Origin of the sequence: Jeotgalibaca sp. MA1X17-3, from assembly GCF_021513155.1 — a bacterium.
Lineage (GTDB): Bacteria > Bacillota > Bacilli > Lactobacillales > Aerococcaceae > Jeotgalibaca.
On sequence record NZ_CP090983.1, the window covers coordinates 174,081 to 193,247 of the forward strand.

Here is a 19,167-nt window from a genome sequence, read left to right on the forward strand (position 1 = left end):
TTCCTTATGATTTTCCCTATACAAAAAAGGTGAGACTTCTCAATTAAGAGAAGTCTTACCTTTTTTGTTTCATTAGTATCGTAAAATCGCTGCAACATCTTTCATTTCAGGCATTTGTGCTCTTTCAACTACATATACTTTTCCATTTTTTTGCATCACACTTAAGGCAACTTGATTCAGTAAATTATTATCTCCACCATAATCCAATATACCATCTTCATTGATAGATCCTTTTACTTCAATATTTTTATCTATAAAGAGGATCTCAATACGTCCTTCCATGCTTGCAACTACTAAGTCTTGTAATTGATCTCCCAATTTGTATTGTGGAGTTGTTTCACGGTAACGTGATAAAACAGCATTGTGACGTTCTTTAATCACTCGTTCGCTTAATTTAGCAACTTCTTTTTCTATTTGTTGATCATTCAACTGTGACGGAGAGGATTCAATCCTTTCCTCGCTCAACATTTTATTTTTTGATATATCACGGAAAGCCGCTTGGTTTTCTGTTAATGCAAAAAGAATTACCGGAAGCTGACTTTCCCTTGTATAGTTTTCAAAAATAAAGGTATCAATAGCACGATAATAATTTTTCAAATCTTTTTCTCGCTCATCACTAAGCTCTGTTGTTCCATGTACATTAGAAGATCCTGCTATTCCCCCCGTATTTTGTTGAGGGTTCGTATATTCATATCCCATTACTTCTTCAATGGTAGTTGGTGCATCTTCTGGTAATTCAACAGGTTCAATTTTATTTAACATACCCTGATACAAACTAAATTTGTCATAATTTAGACACAATAAATAGTAATTTTCAATGTATTGGAACTCTTGGATCATTGGCAAGACATTTGGTCTTTCATCGAATTCAACGCTATCTTGAATACTTGTATTTAATCTATAGTAATACGTTTCAGTTGGAGTAAAAAAGAACGCTACTGTTCCTTTATTTACTGCCCAAAAACTCTTGTCATTGGGTACTTTCTCCATTTGTTCCAATAATGCATGACAATTTGGCCCCTCACACTCTTCCTCTAATAGGTTTTGTGCTTTTTTAAGTTGGTTTTTGAACTTAATTTGCTCCCTCTCTGTATTAGGCGGAGTAAGTTCCACTTTTTGATATAAGGTAACAAAGGGTCCTTCGGCACTTAAAAGCTCTTGATTCGGAAATTTACTTAATTGTTTCATACTGTTTCCTCCTTCAATTGACTTCTTGCAGTACTATAAGTAAGATTTGTCTTTTCTAATATTTTCATTAGGAAAGCTCTCTCTTCCTTTATTGTAGGTAAAAAATCATGTGAAGTAAACTAATTCATCTTTTTTTAACGTTTTGATTAGATTTTTCTAAAAAAATAGGAAACGTATACAATCCCACTTGCTGGACTACCTTTGAAAAAAAAATAACAAACTTTTTAAAAGAGATTAAGATTAAAAATATATTAGTTGAGATGCTTCTTTTATTATGTTCCTGTATCATTAGATGAGGTAGATATATTTTATTAACGAAATAAAGATAAAGTTCTCTAGTTTCTTTTGGTGGGTTTTATAATGAACTTAGCCATTTGGAAATAAAAAAACGCCACGTGAATTTCATGTTATATTGAAGTTACCACTAACACTCAATAGACAAGGATGAATTCACATGACGCAAACCCATGATAACACAATTTCACGCAAGGGAAAACACCTCTCCTACTCAGAACGTTGCCAAATTTCTGTTCTGAAAAAAGAAAACTACTCCAACCGTCAGGTTGCCAAGGTGCTAGGACGGGTTCCGCAAACTATAAACAATGAGATTGCTCGCGGGACCATCACCCAGTTAAAACGCCAAACGCAAAACGAAAAAGTGTATGACACCTACTATTCTGTTTATGACGCTGACGCAGGACAGGCCTTCTATGAAAAGCAACGACTGAACTGTGGTAGACGCCCCAAATGGGCGAACACCGATGCGTTTATTGACTGGGCAGATGACAAAATGTTAAATGAAAAATGGTCGCCGGACGTCGTGGTCGGGTTTGCCAAAAAATATGAGCTGTTCGATTTTGCCATCATCCCTGGCACAACCACTCTCTATCAATGGATTGACCGCGGGGTCATGAAAACAAAGAACATGGACTTGTTCGAAAAATTGTCCCGTAAAATCAAAGCGGTACGCACAGGACATCGTCCCAACAAGCGTGTTCTCGGGACATCAATTGAAGAACGTCCAGAGGCGATTGGCACACGAAAAACTTTTGGTCATTGGGAAATCGACACCGTTGTGGGAAACAGAATCAAGTCAGATGCCGTCTTGCTGACGCTGGCGGAACGGCAGACACGCTTCGAGGCCATCCTAAAGCTAGCCGGAAAGGATGCCGAATCGGTCGGCCAAGCAGTTCAGAGCCTAAGAGAAAGGGCTGGCGACAACTTCGGTCAGCTGTTCAAGACGGTTACCTCGGATAACGGCTCGGAGTTTGCCGAACTGCACGATGCTTTGCAGGATGTGGCAGACGTCTACTTCAGCCACCCTTATGCTTCCTGGGAGCGCGGTACCAGTGAAAACCAACACAAGCTAATCCGCCGTTTCATCCCCAAGGGCAGCCCAATCGGCAATGTGAGCGAGAACCAAATCTTGCGAATCCAGCGTTGGATGAACGATTACCCCCGAAAAATTTTGGGTTATGCCACGCCACACGACACGTTCGTCCAGGCATTCAGACAAGAACGGTTGGCGGTTTGACACGTTGTTAAGGGTTCACTCCGTTAGAAAAAATAAGATCGTTAATAATAGCGAGCAATCGGGTCACCATGGGTGGCTAACTTAAACTTGAAATTTACGTCTAGTTTCTTTTACTAAATAAATGGTTCTTTTTTCTAAATAAATAAAAACTTGAATATTTTAATCTTTTATCTGGAAGAATAAAAAAATTAAAATATTGATATATCAGTTTTTTTGTGATAAAAATAAGCTATAAAAAGAATAAGGGGAGATTGTAATGGAAATCGTATACGTTGAAAATGATATTGAAGGCGGAAAAAAAGCTTTTGAAATAATTAAAAAAGGAATCGAAGATGGAGTAAAAGTTTTGGGTCTTGCTACTGGCAGTACTCCAGAAACAATGTATCAAGAAATAGTGAAAAGTGATTTAGATTTTACTGATATGACCTCTGTTAATTTGGATGAATACGTTGGACTGGGAGCAGGCGACGAACAAAGTTATCATTATTTCATGCACGATAGATTATTTAATCACAAGCCTTTTAAAGAAAACTTTTTACCTTTAGGAAAAGCTGAAAACCTTGAAAAAGAATGTGAACGATACGATGAAGTAATTGCTACTCATCCAATTGATATTCAAATTTTAGGAATTGGTCAAAATGGGCATATTGGGTTTAATGAGCCTGGAACTGACTTTGGGGTAACTACACATGTTGTTGACTTAACAGAATCAACTATTAATGCAAACAAACGCTACTTCAGTAGTGCAGAAGAAGTTCCTTCTCAAGCAATCTCAATGGGTATTGCTTCTATTATGAAGAGTAAGAAAATCGTTTTAATGGCTTTTGGAGAGTCTAAAGCAGATGCCATCCAGAAAATGATTGAAGGACCTGTAACAGAAGATGTAACCGCAAGTGTCTTACAAAATCATGATCATGTTGTTGTAATCATTGATAAAGATGCAGCAAGCAAACTAACTATAAAACATTAATATTAATATTTAAGAGATGGGGTGGCGTATACCACCTCTTTTTTCTATTTTTGCTTTAATTTTTTTAAGAAGCTATACTAAGTATAGAGAGTTCCTTTATTTACTTTTGTCAAAAGTAAAATTGACAAAGTTAACACTTACTTGTCTTGTAATCGTATTCATTTCCATTTATCATCAAAGGTGAGTTAAGACAACACTATTTATGAGGAGGATTTATTATGGAACAAGCGACAAATAAAAAAGGTGGGAAATCTACTGTTCAACGCTTTGGAAGCTATCTAAGCGGAATGGTGATGCCAAATATTGGTGCATTTATTGCTTGGGGATTAATTACAGCTTTATTCATTCCAGATGGCTGGTTACCAAACGAATCTCTAGCTACTATGGTTGGTCCAATGTTAACGTTCCTATTGCCGTTGTTGATTGCCTATCAAGGTGGATCAACTGTTTATGGTCAACGCGGAGCGGTAGTTGGTGCAATCGCAACAATGGGAGTCATCATGGGAGCTCCAGATGTGCCGATGTTAATTGGTGCAATGGCATTAGGTCCTTTAGGCGGATATTCCATTAAGAAATTTGATGAGATTTTTGGAAAACATATCAAAACAGGGTTGGAAATGCTTGTCAATAACTTTTCAAGTGGAATTATTGGATTCATTTTAGCTATTGTAGCTTTTTATGCAATAGGACCTGCAGTATCTAGTCTTACAAACTTGTTAGCAAATGGTGTAGAGTGGATTATGAACGCTGGTTTACTACCATTAACTAATATCTTCATTGAACCTGCTAAAATTCTATTTTTAAATAATGCTATCAATCATGGTATTTTAACTCCAATTGGAATTGAACAAGCCGCTTCTGCTGGTAAATCCGTTCTATTCTTATTAGAAGCAAATCCAGGACCTGGTTTTGGTCTTTTAATTGCTTATACTCTTTTTGGTAAAGGTGCAGCTAAATCTTCAGCTGTGGGAGCTTCCTTCATTCACCTAGTTGGTGGAATTCATGAAATTTACTTCCCATATGTACTAATGAAACCTGCTATGTTCCTTGCAGTAATTGCAGGTGGAGTAGCTGGAACATTTACAAACGTTATTTTGGATGCTGGTTTAGTAGCAGCAGCTTCTCCAGGTTCAATCGTTGCCGTTCTAGCAATGACCGCTAAAGGAAGTTATTTTGGAGTCATCATGGGCGTATTAGTAGGGGCAATTGTTTCTTTCTTAGTCGCTATGTTTATTTTAAAATTAGATAAATCAGAAGATCTTGATGATACATTCTCAGCTTCTGTTGAACAAGCACAAGCTGCTAAAGCACAATCTAAAGGACAAGCTGCTTCTGTATCTACACAACAAGTTGTTGAAACATCTTCTACAGTAGATGAGCATATTTCTAAAGTTATCTTCGCTTGTGATGCTGGAATGGGCTCTAGTGCAATGGGTGCATCTTTAATGCGTAAAAAAGTTCAAGATGCAGGATTAGATATGCCTGTAACCAATTCATCCATCAGCAATTTAAAAGATGAAGATGGTTTGCTAGTAATTACTCAAGAAGAACTAACAGAACGAGCAAAACAAAAAGCACCAAATGCAGTACACGTTTCTGTAGATAATTTCTTAAGCAGTCCTAAATATGCTGAAATTATTGAACAATTAAAGAATTAACAAAATAAAAGCAGTGATTCATTCACTGCTTTTCTATGTTTTTTTCTTTTTCCAAACCAACTAAAAAATAAAATTTAGAAGTTAGAAAAGAGGGGGAACTTTGTTTCTATCTAGTCGGGAAAAAAATATTGTTCAAATTTTACTTGAACAAAAAAATGGAATGACCGTTGACTATTTAAGCAAAAAATTAAATGTTAGCAAACGAACCATTTATCGTGAAATTTCCAGCTTAGAGAGTTCCTTAGCCCCTCTTCAACTTCAATTGGTCCGAGAATCTGACGGCTATCAATTAATGGGTGAAGAATCAGCCCTAAGCGACTTGAAACAGCAGATGAATCAATCACCAAACGAATTAAGTGTCCAGCAAAGACAAAGTCTTTTAGTTATCCAACTGTTAATGGAAGAGCACGAAGTAAAAATGGAGTATCTAGCTAATGAATTGGGAGTTAGCATTAGTACTATCCAATCTGATCTTCAATCTATTGAAGAATTGTTTGAAGCTTACCAAATTGATATCATTCGCAAAAAAGCAAAAGGAATTAAAGCAATAGCGTTAGAAACAAATCGTAGATTGATTATAACCGGCTTGATTACAAGCGAAATTAATTCATACAACTTTTTTTCCTTATTTATGAAGGATCAGGAAGACAATAGAGAAAAATTTGAAAATTCTGCTAACCCTTTCCTCAAGCTGTTGAATTTTGATGATGTCAAACAAGCCTATCTAGCGATTAAAGATATTTCAACCATTTATTTTAAAGAGGTAACTGATATTCAGTACCAACGGTTAGTTATTTTACTTAGTTTATCAATCAAGCGTATGAGGGACGGAGAGTATGTCTCCAGTTTAATGATCGATGAAAATATAAAATCAGAATTACAAGAAAATAACTCGAGAATTAGCCGAGAGATATTGAACCATCTACAAACCATAGATATTATCGAAAGCTTTTCTTTGGCAGAAGTTTTCTTTTTAGCTTTACAGTTCCAAGGACTTAGCGTTCAACTAATTAGCGAATTTTCTGAAAACTATAATTTAAAATTAGATTATAAAATTCGAAAATTGATTCGTCTAGTATCTGAAGAGATGAAATGGAATTTCTATCACGATGAAACACTCATTAAAGATTTAACAGCTCATTTAGCCGCTGCTTTAAATCGTGCGAAAGCACCTATGCCAGAAAGTAACAATTTTTTACTGACTAAAATTTATGACGAGTATCCTGAACTCAGTCTTTCCATCAAGCAAAATCTAAAAGAAATATTTCCAAAAACGGTATTCTTATCTAATGAAGTCATTTACATCGTCATTCACTTCGCTTCCTCCTATGAAAGGAATATACAAAAACCAACTCTATCCGCTTTAGTAATTTGTTCAAGTGGAGTTGGAACTGCAAAAATACTAGAAAGTCGACTTCGGAAAAACATTCCTGAAATAAAAGAAATAAAAATTTCTCGTATTTCTCAATTACCCACTATTAAAGTAGAAGAATATGACCTCATCCTTTCCACTATTTTTTTACAGGGGTTTAACTCTGAATACAAAGTCGTCACTCCTTTACTTATGGAAGATGAAGTAAAAAGTATTAAACATTATATCCGTAAACATACTTCTAAAAAAGGACAGAAGATAAAGCGAAAGATAGATGATATCGTACCAGAACATACAGATAATGATTTCAGAGGTTTTTATGAAAAAATAAGTGAAGCAAATATCATTTTAGATTACTTTGATATTATAAAAGTTACAGATGAAACTGAATTGAGTTCTATTCTAAGTAAAATTAGTCAACAGTTAGAAGGTACCATCTTAAATAATCCAGAGCAAGTAAAATTGCAACTAGAAAGAAGAATGGAGCTAACACCTATTGGTCTTCCCGAAACAAATATGGCTTTATTTCATACCATCGACTCAAGTATACAAAAACCTTACTTTGGTATTTATGAATTAACACATCCAATCATGATTCAAGCCATTGATCAACAGCCTATTCAAATGAATAGAATTTTATTGATGTTGGGACCAGATCCATTAAGTGAACATACACAAGAAATTTTAGGGTCCATTAGTTCGTCCATTGTTGCAAGTTCAAAAAATAGTAAGCTATTTAATAACGGTACAAAAGAAGAAATTCGTAATTACTTAAGTAAAATATTTTTAAGAAAAATAAAAAAATAAAGTGAGGGTTTATAATGGAAATTTTAGAAAAGAAAAGTATCAAACTAAATCAATCATTTACAACTAAAGAAGAGGCAATCAAAGCGGCGGGACAATTGTTAGTCGATAGCAATTATGTCGACCAAAATTACGTAGATTCTATGTTAGAACGAGAAGGAAAAGCTTCTACTTATATGGGGAACTTCATTGCAATCCCTCATGGTACAGATGAATCTAAAAAATTAATCCAATCATCCGGAATTTCTGTTGTTCAAATCCCTGATGGTGTAAACTTTGGTACTGCAGATGCTGAAAAGCTTGTTACTGTAGTTTTTGGTATTGCAGGTGTAGGAAACGAACATTTAGATATCCTATCTCAAATTGCAATTTATTGTTCTGAAATAGAAAACGTTGCAAAACTTGCAAGTGCTCAATCCGAAGATGAGATTATTAATTTGCTAGGAGGAATTGAATAATGCAAGCTATTCATTTTGGTGGAGGAAATATTGGTCGTGGATTTATCGGAGAAGTTCTAAATAAAAATGGTATGGAAGTTACTTTTGTAGACGTAAATGAAGCTATCATTGATGCATTAAATACAAATAAAAGGTACACGATTGAATTAGCTGAAGAAGGGAATCCTGAGGTTGAGGTTGATCGAGTAAAAGGAATTAATAGTAGCGAGCATCCTGACGCTGTCGTAGAAGCATTTGAAAAAGCAGTTCTTGTTACAACAGCAATAGGTCCTAAAATTTTACCGTACATTGCTCCTTTAATTGCTAAAGGAATTAAAAAACGTAACGATCAAAAAATAGAACAACCACTAGATATCATTGCTTGTGAAAACATGATCGGTGGGAGTGATTTTTTAAAACTTGAAGTTCTAAAGCATTTAGATGAAGCAGATAAAGTGTATACAGAAAAATACATTGGTTTCCCTAACGCTGCAGTAGACCGCATCGTACCTTTACAAAGCCATGATGACGTTTTACGAGTAACCGTAGAGCCTTACAAAGAATGGGTTATTGATCAAAGTCAGCTAAAGAATAAAGAACTTCATTTGGAAGGTGTTCACTATGCTGAAGCTCTAGAACCATTTATTGAAAGAAAGCTTTTCACCGTGAATACTGGACATGCAACTACAGCTTACAACGGACGATATGCCGGGCATCATACAGTTGACGAAGCGATGCAAGATGAAGCCGTTGTAGAGCAAGTTAAGGCAGTACTGAATGAAACTGGAGCTTTAATGGTTAAGAAATGGGGATTTGATCCAGTAGAACATCAGCAATACATTGACAAGATTCTATCCCGCTTTGCAAATTCTTACATCGTAGATGAATTGACTCGCGTTGGCAGAACGCCAATTCGTAAACTAGGTTATGATGAGCGATTCATTAGACCAATGCGTGAAGCTTATGAACGTTCTTTAAGTACGGATGCACTCGTTCGCACCGTTGCTAAAGTATTAGCTTACCGTGACGAGAACGATGAAGAAAGTACAGAATTAGAAAAAATGCTTCTTGAAGAAAGTGTTGAAACAGTAGTAAGTCGCGTGACAGGATTAAAAGAACAAAAATTAATCGATCAAATTGTTGAAGCATATAATCAATTAAATAAATAAAACGAAATACAAAAAAACTTCCTTCGAAATATCGAGGGAAGTTTTTTTGTTAGAAATGATTATTCTCTTTGTGAATGAAGCTGAAATGAAAATCTAAAATCCGCTAATTTCAATTCATGTTTAGGTAGAACATCTGGCCCACAACTAGCTGAACCAATTCCATTCTGCGCATAATCAATATAAAGATAGATTTCATCTTTTCGTTTTAAATTGTAGCTGTGCTGTGCTTGATCCAAATTATCCTGTGTATAGTGTCGTACACTGAATTGGAATTTTTTTTCATTCTTTATCTCTAACCCGTTTCCTCTTCTATCAGTAAACTTCGCCCATCCTACTTCAGAACGATTTCCATTTTCTTGAGGATAAACATAATCAAAACCTAATCCATCAACCGTATGATTATAAACCCCCAGTTTACCAGCAGACTGTGTATCAATATACGTTTCATGGGGACCTAAACCATAGTATTGAACATGTTCCAGGTGTTTCGGAAGAATCATCTCCATTCCAATACGTGGAATGGTACGTGGATAATCACCTTCTGGAGTCCCCTTTACTTCTACAAAACAAACACCTGCACAATCGATTGTATACGTTTGAGTTACTATAATTCCCCAACCTAGTATTGGTGGAGCAACTCTTTGTGAAACAACGATACGAACGACGTTTTGATCCTCAATCCATTTCCATTCAAAGGATTGAGTACGTATTTGCATTTGATGAAGACCAGCGTTCTTCCAAATCACTTCAGAACGATGATCATTGTCCGTCATGGCACGCCAAAGGTTCATTTGTGGCCCTTTCTCTATCAAATCATTCTCTGCCTTTGTCCACTTGCTTAACGTTCCTCTCACCTTATCAAACGTAAAATTAAAGTCTATACCACATACTTCTAGCGTGATAGAACGATCTATCACATTCAATTTCTGATAAGAGTTTCGTTTTTCTTTTACCTTTTTCTGAATATCCGTTACTGGGTATTTAATCTGACTCCAAGCTATTTCAAATCCCGCTTCTGTCCAATCAGTCTTTGTAGCGGTTAAGAATTGAAGATTCAACACGTGCATACAAGTACGATTTTTATTATTTTCCGCATTTATAGGGATCGTTAGTTCTTTAGAAGTCCCAGCAGCAATCCTTTCCAGAGGAAGAACGCCCGTTTCAATCGTTTTCCCTTCCGACTCCAGATTCCAAGATAATTGCAGGTGATCTAAGGAGATAAAATCATATCGGTTTGTAATTTTTACGATTCCTTTTTCAATATCCAATACTTCTACATGAACGGGCTCTTGAACCTTTTTCAATTCAAAATACCCTGGTGTAGGAGTACGATCTGGTTGAACAAGCCCATCAATCACAAAATTATAATCATTTGGTGTATCGCCAAAATCACCACCATATGCATAGTACTCTACACCCTCTGAGTTTTTTTGACGTATTCCATGGTCACTCCACTCCCAGACAAATCCACCTTGCAATCGAGGATACTTATAAAATGTATCCCAATAATCTTGTAAAGCTCCTGGTCCATTTCCCATTGCATGACCATATTCACAAACGATATGAGGTTTTTTTAACTCTCTATTTTGACCAAGTTTTTCAAGTTCGTCGATAGGTGTGTACATAGTGGAATTAACGTCAGAATACACAGCATCTTTTTTATATAAAATCGTATTTGTAGATTCTTTCGATCGCGACTCTCCTTCATAATGAATTAAACGAGATAGGTCACGTTTCATCGCCCATTCGGCCATCACTTTATGATTGATTCCATCACCCGACTCATTCCCAAGAGACCAAAATAGAATAGAAGGATGGTTCTTATCCCGTTCAACCATCCTTTCCATGCGGTCTAGGTATGCTTCTTGCCATTCTGGATCATCACTCAACTGATGAACATTCCCTACAAGCTCAAATCCATGTGTTTCCAAGTCTGCTTCATCTATTACATATAATCCATAGAAATCACACAAATCATAGAAGCGAGGATCATTTGGATAATGAGCAGAACGAACCGCATTACAGTTTGCTTGTTTAATCAAGCGAATATCTTGTTCCATCAACTCAACGGTGACGGCTCTACCTAGGTCAGGATGATTATCATGACGATTAACTCCTTTAAATTTAATTGGTTTTCCATTTACTAAAACAAGGCCCTCTTTCAATTCCACTGAACGGAATCCAATATTTTGACTGATTATTTCTTTTTTACCACTAGATAATTCTAGTTCCAAAATAAATTGATACAGATTCGGCTGTTCTGCAGACCATTTAAGGATATCCTTTAGTTGAGTTTGGATTTCAGTTGTTTCATTATCGAGTGGAAATATTTCTTCATAAAGAAGTTTATTTTGATTATCTACTAGTCTTCCTGTTAATGTGCACCCAGTCAACGTTTCTTTTTCACCTTTATGAAGCTCTACATTCACTTTTAATTGCCCATCTTGATAGTTATTCTGCAAATCTGCATGAATAAAAAAGTCTTTTATATGTGTTTTTGGACGAGCTATCAAGTAAACATCACGGAAGATTCCACTTAACCACCACATATCCTGATCTTCCAGATAACTCGAATCAGACCATTTGTAAACCACAACCATCAGTTTATTAGCCCCCGTCTTCATATATGGAGTGATATTAAACTCAGCGGGAACTCGACTCCCTTTGCTAAATCCAACTTCTGATCCATTCAACAAAACATGAAACGAATTATCAACTCCTTCAAAACGAAGGGAGACATTCTCTTCTTCCCAATTTTCTGGAATAACAAATTCACGGTAATATGTACCTGTAGGATTCTCTGTTGGAGTATAAGGTGGATCAACCGGAAATGGATATAAGACATTGGTATAGTGAGGAACTCCATAACCTTGAAGTTGCCAGTGACCAGGAACCTCAATTTCATCCCAATCGTTAACGCTTACATTTTTACCATGTAAATACATCGGTGACTCCTGTGGTGTTTCGGAGTAGTAAAATTTCCATTTGCCATTTAACATTTGAATTCGTTTCGATTTTGATCGTTTTTTTGTCAACATATCTTCCATATTACTGAATGGAATAAAATGTGCTCTACTTTTCTCTCTATTTCGATGCAGCAAGTAATGATTTTGAATATCTTCTGTACTCATCTCGCATTTCTCCTTTTAATTTATTCATTTTTTCTATCTTAAAATTGTCTCCCTAAAAATAGCTTAGCATATTGAATAGAAAGAACCAATAGGACCTCTACTCTTTTTACGAAAAATACATGACCCAACGTAACTTGTTAGTCTCTTTTTGTTAATGGAGAAAGTATTATGGTATGATCTTGATGAAGAACTACGGATTATTTTAAATGAATTTATAAGGATGTGAAGAAATGGATGGTAAAAAAAGAGAAAATATAAAAGTTGGAGCACTAGTAGATATCGTATTAAAAAAAGATCAACGTACGGGCACATTAACAAGAGGTCATGTTAAACGAATTTTAACGAACAGTGCGAAGCACCCACATGGCATTAAAGTTATGCTAAATGAGGCCAACCAGGTTGGACGAGTTCAGGCCGTTTTAGAGGACAACTAGATTATATTGTATAAGAATTTTTTTGAATGAACTCATTCGAAAAACAGATTTTCAATAAAAAAATATGTGAAAAAATATAAATAGATCATGTTTTTTATGAATTTTATCTATTTATATTACAATGATGTTAAATGTATAATTTTTACTTAAAAGACTGTACTTTCTTTTAATAAGCAGTTATACTAAATTAATGAGTTCGATATGAAAGCGTTTGAAAAAACCTCTGTAGATTATAATTTTTTAAATAAAATATGTATGTGTTTCAACAGACTAAACAAGGTGGTGAGAATATGGAGTGGAGTGATCGTTTGTTTCCAGAATTTGCAAGAGCAGTAAGATATAAGATTCCTGTAGAAGGTGATTTATTTTTGCGTCAGTGTGCTTCTGGGACGAATATTTTTCATTTGCCAGCTTCGTATCGCTATCCTACTGGTAATATCCCAGGTTATTTTACTAGTTTAAATTGGAACGAAAATTTTATTGTCTTAGAAAAAGAACGTAAAGAACACAATGAATATTTTATCGTTGATCGTCGTTTAGAAACAGTAAAGGGACCTTTTAGTTTGAAAGAGTATAAAGAAACATGTAAGAAGAATCAAATATTTTTATCATTGATTCCTGTATCAGAGATGGACTGGATCATTAATATTTAAAAAAGAAGTTGAGGGCTAATCTCTCAACTTTATTTTTTTGAAAATTTTCTTTATCTTCTCTTTCTATTTGTTATAATGTTAAGAATGGTACGTCAACATACTATTTTAAAAAAGAGTAAGGAGGATTTTCTATGTGGAGTATAAAAAAATTTAATGAATTATCTGTTTATGAACTACAAGAAATTTATTCTCTACGTGTGAAAGTCTTTATTGTAGAACAAAATTGTCCTTATCAAGATGTAGATGATAAAGATATACAGAGTATCCATTTATTTAAAAAAAGAGTGAAAAAATAGTTGCATACGCACGTCTTATTCCTAATAAAGAAAGCATTCACTTAGGTAGAGTGGTTGTTCACCCTGATTATCGAAACCAAGGATATGCAAAAGAACTTTTACAGAAAGCCTTGCATTATTCTGATGAAAAGTACCAAGGTCTCCCTGTATATGCTCAAGCACAAGCACATTTACAAGGTTTTTATGGCTATTTTGGCTTTCAAGCTATCTCAGATATTTATTTAGAAGATGATATCCCTCATATAGATATGATTCGGTCAGGAGGGACATCCAGTGAATAAATATACATATGCGATCCTCATTTCATTAGCAAGTTTAGTGATTAATATTTGGATTCTCAAACAACAAAGAGCAGGAATTACAATTGAGCCAAATAAAAAAAGAAATCTAGAACGAACCTCCTATGGACTGATTATTATTGCTGCTTTATTTTTAACATTTGGATAGAAAAAGTGGTGCGAATTAAAAATTCACACCACTTTTATTTTAATAGATATTTAAGTACTGTTCTCTTTCCCATTCCGTTACTTGCATGATATACGTTTCAACTTCGATTTCTTTTGCTTCCTTAAAGTTTCTACTAATATGTTTACCTAGAGCCTCCAAAACTAAGGGATCTTTGTCTAGTTCAATCAAGGCCTCACCTAGATTTTTAGGTAAATCATGAATATCATTAGCATATCGCTCTTCTTTATCCATCGTATAAATATTACGATCAATTGGAACAGGAAGAGGTAGATCATTTTCAATACCATCAAGACCAGAAGCCAAAAGAACAGCAAGAGCTAAGTATGGATTTGTTGATGGATCAACACTACGTAATTCAACACGAGTGGATAATCCACGAGAATTTGGTATACGAACTAAAGGAGATCGATTTTGAGTACTCCAGGCAATATAAACAGGAGCTTCATAACCAGGAACTAGGCGTTTATAAGAGTTGATGATTGGATTACAGATTGCCGTATATCCAGGAGCATGTTTTAATAGTCCCGCAATAAATTGATAGGCAGCACGACTCAATTGCTTTTCATCATCTTCATCAAAAAATACATTTTTATCTCCATTAAACAATGACATATTACAGTGCATTCCTGATCCATTTATACCAAAAACAGGTTTTGGCATAAATGTTGCATGTAAACCATGCTTTCTGGCAACTGTTTTGACAATCAATTTAAATGTCTGAATATTATCACACGCCTCTACCGCACTCGAATATTTCCAATCAATTTCATGTTGTCCAGATGCTACTTCATGGTGGCTGGCTTCAATTTCAAATCCAAGCGCCTCTAATTCCAATACAATATCTCGGCGACAATCTTCTCCTAAATCATTGGGAGCTAAATCAAAATAGCCACCTTCATCATTTAAATCTAAACTCGGTTTACCATTTTCATCTAGTTTAAAAAGAAAGAACTCGGGTTCTGGCCCCAAATTGAAGTCAGTAAATCCTAGTGTTTCCATTTTCTTCAATACTCTTTTTAAATTACTGCGTGGGTCCCCTGCAAATGGAGTACCGTCAGTCTGATATATATCGCATATGAAACGAGCAATCTTACCTTCTTTTACTTCCCATGGAAATACCAAAAATGTATCTAAATCAGGGTGAAGATACATATCACTTTCTTCAATGCGTACAAAACCTTCAATGGAAGAGCCATCAAACATCAATTTATTATCCAAAACTTTTTGTAATTGACTGATGGGAACTTCTACATTTTTAATGGTTCCTAGTATATCTGTAAACATTAAGCGTAAATAATGTACATTCTCTTCTTTTACTTTTGTTATAATATCTTCCATGGTATATTTGCCCATTTATTTAAACATCCCTTTCAGTACCTCTTCGTCTCATTTAACGACTGTTTTTTAATAGTTGTTATTCATTTTCTAAATAAAGAGTCATCTACCCCAATTATTTTTATCTCTCGGATTAAACGTACTTGCATTCATTATTTCTTTATAAAGAATTCGTCTTACGTCATCATCTGTGAGAGGTTCATTTTTATTTTCTTCTACTTGTTTCTGTTCTGACATTGCCGTCTCATATATACGTCGTATAGCAGTAATATTGAGTCCTTCTGAAAGATAGTCTTTTATTTCTAATAAGCGATCTACATCATTTAAAGAAAACATACGACGATTTGTATCTGTTCGATGTGGAGAGACAAGTCCTTGTTCTTCGTAATAACGAATTTGTCTAGCAGTAAGATCTGCCAACTGCATCACTGTACCAATCGTAAATACAGACATAGAACGGCGGAATTCCTTCTCTTTCATTTAATCTCCTCCATTTTTTATTACCTTCTATTCTGACTCTACTTTACGAAAAAAATTTCTATCTTTTTGTGATTAGTTGACAAATTGTTACTTAATTGTTTGAATGTCTTTAGAATATAGCACAAAAAAATAAGAGTCAAAATTTTTATGACATGATATGTTATGTTTCTTAACATACGCTATTTTATATAGAAAAACAAGTCTTTCTATAATTAGATACAAAAAAAGCCGAAACAGTTCAGACTGTATCAGCTTTGCTATCATTATTTATTCAAAAATGCGGAAACGTTCTTCATCATCCATATATGCTTTTCCTTCTGCTGGTGTTTCGATTGACCCAAAAGGCATCTGTGCTCTTAATTTCCAGGTAGATGGAAGGTTCCATTCGTTTGCTACATCACTATCAATCAATGGATTATAATGTTGTAGACTTGCGCCAATTTCATTCTCAGCAAGAGCTGTCCAAACATTTACGGAAGCAATTCCTGAACTTTGCTCTGACCAAATTGGGAAATTATCTGCATAAAGAGCAAAATTCTCTTGTAATCCACGTACTACTTCTTCATCTTCATAGAAGAGGATTGTACCGTAACCTGCTCTAAAAGAGTTTATTTTTTCTTGTGTTGCTTGAAATGCCTCTTCTGTAGGAACTACTTTTCTTAAGTTTTCTTCCACAATTTCCCAAACTTTTAGATGTTGATCATTGAATAAAACTACTACTCGAGAAGTTTGAGCATTAAAAGAACTTGGGCTTTCCTTTACTACTTCTTTAACTAACTTTGTAATTTCACTGTTCTCTAAAGAAACGTTCTTTCCTAAATGGTAAATAGATCGACGATTCTTTAATAATTCAATCGTATTTGTTTTCATAAAATTTTCCTCCTAATAATAGTACTAATTCGAACTATTATAGTATATCACTTATCAATAATAAGTGACATAATTATGCTTTGTTTTCTTTGAATAATGATACTTCTCTAATTTTGTAGTACAATTCTAAGGAACGTACCAATCTTTATGATTAAATTAGTTAGGAGTTTTTTTATGAAACAAGAAAACAAACATTATGGTCTAGGAACAGCTATCTCCATGATTGTAGGGATTTGTATAGGATCAGGTATCTTCTTTAAAGCTGATGATATTTTGCGCTTTACAGGTGGAAATATTCGTCTCAGTGTACTAGTATTTTTTATTGGTGCTTTTTGTGTAATATTCGGGAATATCACCCTTTCTCAATTAGCCTCACGAACCGATAATGCTGGTGGAGTTGTAGCTTATTTTGAAGAGTTCATTTCTCCAAAAGCAGCAAATGCATTTGGATGGTTTCAAATGTATGCCTACTACCCTTCTATTGCTGTTGTCGTTAGCTGGGTTGCAGGAATTTATACTACGATGTTATTTAATCTACCTAGCACCCTTGAAATACAAGTATTCATTGGCATGATTTACCTATTCTTTTTCCATATTTTAAATTATTTTTCTTTAAAATTAGGTGGACGTTTTCAAAATATTTCAACAGTTATGAAAATTATTCCTCTTCTTACAATTGCAATTATTGGATTTTTTTCTAATCAGCCTCATCCAGTAACAACAGAACAACTAGTCGTTCCGATACAAGATGTTGGTGTGAGTTGGTTAGCAGCCCTTGTTCCGATTGCTTTTTCATTTGATGGATGGGTAATCTCTACTAGTATTACTCACGAGGTTCGAAATGCTAAAAAAACAATGCCAATTGCTTTAACAATTGGACCTTTGATTGTTTTAGGTATCTATCTTGCTTATTTTTTAGGAATGTCTTCTTTAGTTGGTCCTGAATATATTTTGGCAAATGGTGACAACACCATTTATGAAGTTGGTAATCAACTCTTTGGATCAAGAGGAGGCTTTATTATACTTTTCTTCATTTTAATTGCTGTTTTAGGTGTTGTTAATGGCTTAGTATTAGGAAATATTCGCCTACCACAATCACTTGCTGCAAAAGGAATGATTCCAAATAGTAAAAAAATTAGAAAGATTGATAATCGCACTGAACTTTCTCCCCATGCCGCTATTACTTCTTGCGTAATCTCTCTTGTTTGGATGGTGATTCATTATTTCACTCAAAAAACACAAGTTCTTTCGGGTGGAGATGTAAGTGAAATTGCTATTGTCTTCAGTTATATCACGTATGTCATCCTTTACTGGAAAGTGATACAAATGAAGAAGCAAGGAATCATAACAAGTCCTATTTTAGGTGTCTTATTTCCTATTTTAGGTATGGCTGGTTCTGGAATTATTGTAATTGGTGGAGTAATATCTAATCCAATATTTGTTCCACTTTTCTTAATTTTTTGTCTAAGTATCTCTTTAAGTGGATATTTTTATCAAATTAAATAGTATAAAGTAGAATTGAATTTTGTTTTTTGTATACTACAAAATATAGTAATACAAAGGAGTTGATTATGATGTGTCTCATTACTTTCCATCTTTCTTCTCATCCTACTTACAAACTCATTCTCGCTGCTAACCGAGATGAGTTGTATGAGCGGCCGACAGCACCTGCTAATTTTTGGAAAGAATTTCCTGATTTACTAGCAGGAAAAGATCTACAAGCAAAGGGAACCTGGCTTGGAATCACAAAAACGGGGAAAATTGCTGCCATTACCAACTGTTACGATGCAGAGACTCTTAATAGTACTACACAAAAGAATTCTCGTGGAAAAATTATTATCGATTATTTAACCTCTAAGAAAACGGCTACTCAATATTTAGAGCAGTTAATTACTAAAAAGAATCAATACCTTCCTTTTAATGTTCTTTTAGGTGATATTAATAAATTTTATCATTTTAATTCTCAAAACCAATCGTATACACTTCTTCCAAAAGGAACCCATAGTCTCAGTAACGCAACTATCAATACTCCTTGGCTAAAAGTAACAAACACAAAAGAAAAATTGAATATGATTATTGATACTTCTAATCATTATGCAGATCAACTCTTCCAAATGATGATGAATCAAACTCCAGCTCCTGATCAACAACTTCCTGATATCTCATTACCAATAGCGATTAAAAGAAAAGTATCAGCAAATTTTATTGATACCGAAAACTTTGGAACAAGGTCTACTACTCTTATTCTAGTGGACCATAATAATATGGTCACCTTTATTGAAAGAACCTATGATTCAAAAAATAATAGTCAGGACCATTCCTATCATTTTCAAGTAAGTGAGCGATAAGAATGATTGTAACTAATAAA

General features: G+C 34.6%; 16 protein-coding genes and 1 pseudogene. 12 read left to right on the plus strand and 5 right to left on the minus strand.

Going from position 1 to position 19,167, the window contains the following annotated elements; translation table 11 throughout:
• Positions 1-72: 72 nt before the first annotated feature.
• Positions 73-1,188: a hypothetical protein gene (locus tag LZ578_RS00805; protein WP_235145512.1), complete on the minus strand. Its 1,116-nt coding sequence runs from the start codon at positions 1,186-1,188 to the stop codon at positions 73-75.
• Between the two features lie 454 nt (positions 1,189-1,642).
• Between LZ578_RS00805 and LZ578_RS00810 the strand changes: the two genes are divergently transcribed.
• The 6 genes from LZ578_RS00810 (at position 1,643) to LZ578_RS00835 (ending at position 9,132) form a co-directional block, all read left to right on the plus strand.
• Positions 1,643-2,722, plus strand: coding sequence for an IS30 family transposase (locus tag LZ578_RS00810; protein WP_235145513.1), 1,080 nt, complete (start codon positions 1,643-1,645; stop codon positions 2,720-2,722).
• A 256-nt stretch (positions 2,723-2,978) separates the two neighbouring features.
• Positions 2,979-3,692: a glucosamine-6-phosphate deaminase gene (gene nagB / locus LZ578_RS00815; RefSeq protein WP_235145514.1), complete on the plus strand. Its 714-nt coding sequence runs from the start codon at positions 2,979-2,981 to the stop codon at positions 3,690-3,692.
• A gap of 218 nt (positions 3,693-3,910) precedes the next feature.
• On the plus strand, positions 3,911-5,350 hold the full coding sequence (locus tag LZ578_RS00820; protein WP_311198583.1) for a PTS mannitol transporter subunit IICB: 1,440 nt from the start codon (positions 3,911-3,913) through the stop codon (positions 5,348-5,350).
• Between the two features lie 100 nt (positions 5,351-5,450).
• Positions 5,451-7,529 carry a BglG family transcription antiterminator gene (locus tag LZ578_RS00825; protein ID WP_235145515.1) on the plus strand — a complete coding sequence of 693 codons (2,079 nt, stop codon included), beginning with the start codon at positions 5,451-5,453 and terminating at the stop codon, positions 7,527-7,529.
• Positions 7,530-7,543: 14 nt separating this feature from the next.
• The gene (locus LZ578_RS00830) at positions 7,544-7,984 is read left to right on the plus strand and encodes a PTS sugar transporter subunit IIA (RefSeq protein ID WP_235145516.1); all 441 of its coding nucleotides are present in this window, start codon (positions 7,544-7,546) and stop codon (positions 7,982-7,984) included.
• Positions 7,984-9,132 (plus strand): mannitol-1-phosphate 5-dehydrogenase, encoded by a 1,149-nt coding sequence (locus LZ578_RS00835; protein ID WP_235145517.1) that lies wholly within the window; start codon positions 7,984-7,986, stop codon positions 9,130-9,132. The genes LZ578_RS00830 and LZ578_RS00835 overlap by 1 nt, the downstream gene beginning before the upstream one ends.
• Positions 9,133-9,191: 59 nt before the next feature.
• Here the strand turns inward: LZ578_RS00835 and LZ578_RS00840 are convergent, their stop codons facing one another.
• Positions 9,192-12,263, minus strand: a complete 3,072-nt coding sequence (locus LZ578_RS00840; protein WP_235145518.1) for a glycoside hydrolase family 2 TIM barrel-domain containing protein — start codon at positions 12,261-12,263, stop codon at positions 9,192-9,194.
• A gap of 230 nt (positions 12,264-12,493) precedes the next feature.
• Here LZ578_RS00840 and LZ578_RS00845 point away from each other — a divergent pair, with 230 nt between their 5' ends.
• The 4 genes and pseudogenes from LZ578_RS00845 to LZ578_RS00860 all read left to right on the plus strand — a co-directional run bounded on the left by LZ578_RS00845 (position 12,494) and on the right by LZ578_RS00860 (position 14,093).
• Positions 12,494-12,697 (plus strand): YwbE family protein, encoded by a 204-nt coding sequence (locus LZ578_RS00845; protein WP_235145519.1) that lies wholly within the window; start codon positions 12,494-12,496, stop codon positions 12,695-12,697.
• 290 nt (positions 12,698-12,987) lie between these two features.
• Entirely contained in the window at positions 12,988-13,350 is a 363-nt protein-coding gene (locus LZ578_RS00850) for a hypothetical protein (protein ID WP_235145520.1), read from the plus strand.
• A 131-nt stretch (positions 13,351-13,481) separates the two neighbouring features.
• Positions 13,482-13,927, plus strand: a pseudogene (locus tag LZ578_RS00855) (GNAT family N-acetyltransferase).
• On the plus strand, positions 13,920-14,093 hold the full coding sequence (locus LZ578_RS00860) for a hypothetical protein (protein ID WP_235145521.1): 174 nt from the start codon (positions 13,920-13,922) through the stop codon (positions 14,091-14,093). Before LZ578_RS00855 ends, LZ578_RS00860 begins: the two are co-directional and overlap by 8 nt.
• A gap of 39 nt (positions 14,094-14,132) precedes the next feature.
• Here LZ578_RS00860 and glnA read toward each other — a convergent pair whose 3' ends face one another.
• The 3 genes from glnA to LZ578_RS00875 form a co-directional block, all read right to left on the minus strand.
• Positions 14,133-15,467: a type I glutamate--ammonia ligase gene (gene glnA, locus LZ578_RS00865; protein ID WP_235145522.1), complete on the minus strand. Its 1,335-nt coding sequence runs from the start codon at positions 15,465-15,467 to the stop codon at positions 14,133-14,135.
• Positions 15,468-15,551: 84 nt separating this feature from the next.
• Positions 15,552-15,929, minus strand: a complete 378-nt coding sequence (locus tag LZ578_RS00870; RefSeq protein ID WP_235145523.1) for a MerR family transcriptional regulator — start codon at positions 15,927-15,929, stop codon at positions 15,552-15,554.
• 267 nt (positions 15,930-16,196) lie between these two features.
• The gene (locus LZ578_RS00875; protein WP_235145524.1) at positions 16,197-16,799 is read right to left on the minus strand and encodes a nitroreductase family protein; all 603 of its coding nucleotides are present in this window, start codon (positions 16,797-16,799) and stop codon (positions 16,197-16,199) included.
• Positions 16,800-16,973: 174 nt separating this feature from the next.
• Here LZ578_RS00875 and LZ578_RS00880 point away from each other — a divergent pair, with 174 nt between their 5' ends.
• Both LZ578_RS00880 and LZ578_RS00885 read left to right on the plus strand, forming a co-directional pair.
• The gene (locus tag LZ578_RS00880) at positions 16,974-18,305 is read left to right on the plus strand and encodes an APC family permease (RefSeq protein ID WP_235145525.1); all 1,332 of its coding nucleotides are present in this window, start codon (positions 16,974-16,976) and stop codon (positions 18,303-18,305) included.
• Positions 18,306-18,370: 65 nt separating this feature from the next.
• Positions 18,371-19,147: an NRDE family protein gene (locus LZ578_RS00885; RefSeq protein ID WP_235145526.1), complete on the plus strand. Its 777-nt coding sequence runs from the start codon at positions 18,371-18,373 to the stop codon at positions 19,145-19,147.
• Positions 19,148-19,167 lie beyond the last annotated feature (20 nt).

What these genes read in the sequence shown, in the direction of transcription:
- LZ578_RS00810 (WP_235145513.1), top strand. Translation starts at nt 1,643, where the DNA reads ATGACGCAAACCCATGATAACACAATTTCACGCAAGGGAAAACACCTC.
- glnA (WP_235145522.1), bottom strand. Translation starts at nt 15,467, where the DNA reads ATGGGCAAATATACCATGGAAGATATTATAACAAAAGTAAAAGAAGAG.
- LZ578_RS00850 (WP_235145520.1), top strand. Translation starts at nt 12,988, where the DNA reads ATGGAGTGGAGTGATCGTTTGTTTCCAGAATTTGCAAGAGCAGTAAGA.
- nagB (WP_235145514.1), top strand. Translation starts at nt 2,979, where the DNA reads ATGGAAATCGTATACGTTGAAAATGATATTGAAGGCGGAAAAAAAGCT.
- LZ578_RS00805 (WP_235145512.1), bottom strand. Translation starts at nt 1,188, where the DNA reads ATGAAACAATTAAGTAAATTTCCGAATCAAGAGCTTTTAAGTGCCGAA.
- LZ578_RS00885 (WP_235145526.1), top strand. Translation starts at nt 18,371, where the DNA reads ATGATGTGTCTCATTACTTTCCATCTTTCTTCTCATCCTACTTACAAA.
- LZ578_RS00875 (WP_235145524.1), bottom strand. Translation starts at nt 16,799, where the DNA reads ATGAAAACAAATACGATTGAATTATTAAAGAATCGTCGATCTATTTAC.
- LZ578_RS00870 (WP_235145523.1), bottom strand. Translation starts at nt 15,929, where the DNA reads ATGAAAGAGAAGGAATTCCGCCGTTCTATGTCTGTATTTACGATTGGT.
- LZ578_RS00840 (WP_235145518.1), bottom strand. Translation starts at nt 12,263, where the DNA reads ATGAGTACAGAAGATATTCAAAATCATTACTTGCTGCATCGAAATAGA.
- LZ578_RS00845 (WP_235145519.1), top strand. Translation starts at nt 12,494, where the DNA reads ATGGATGGTAAAAAAAGAGAAAATATAAAAGTTGGAGCACTAGTAGAT.
- LZ578_RS00835 (WP_235145517.1), top strand. Translation starts at nt 7,984, where the DNA reads ATGCAAGCTATTCATTTTGGTGGAGGAAATATTGGTCGTGGATTTATC.
- LZ578_RS00880 (WP_235145525.1), top strand. Translation starts at nt 16,974, where the DNA reads ATGAAACAAGAAAACAAACATTATGGTCTAGGAACAGCTATCTCCATG.
- LZ578_RS00830 (WP_235145516.1), top strand. Translation starts at nt 7,544, where the DNA reads ATGGAAATTTTAGAAAAGAAAAGTATCAAACTAAATCAATCATTTACA.
- LZ578_RS00820 (WP_311198583.1), top strand. Translation starts at nt 3,911, where the DNA reads ATGGAACAAGCGACAAATAAAAAAGGTGGGAAATCTACTGTTCAACGC.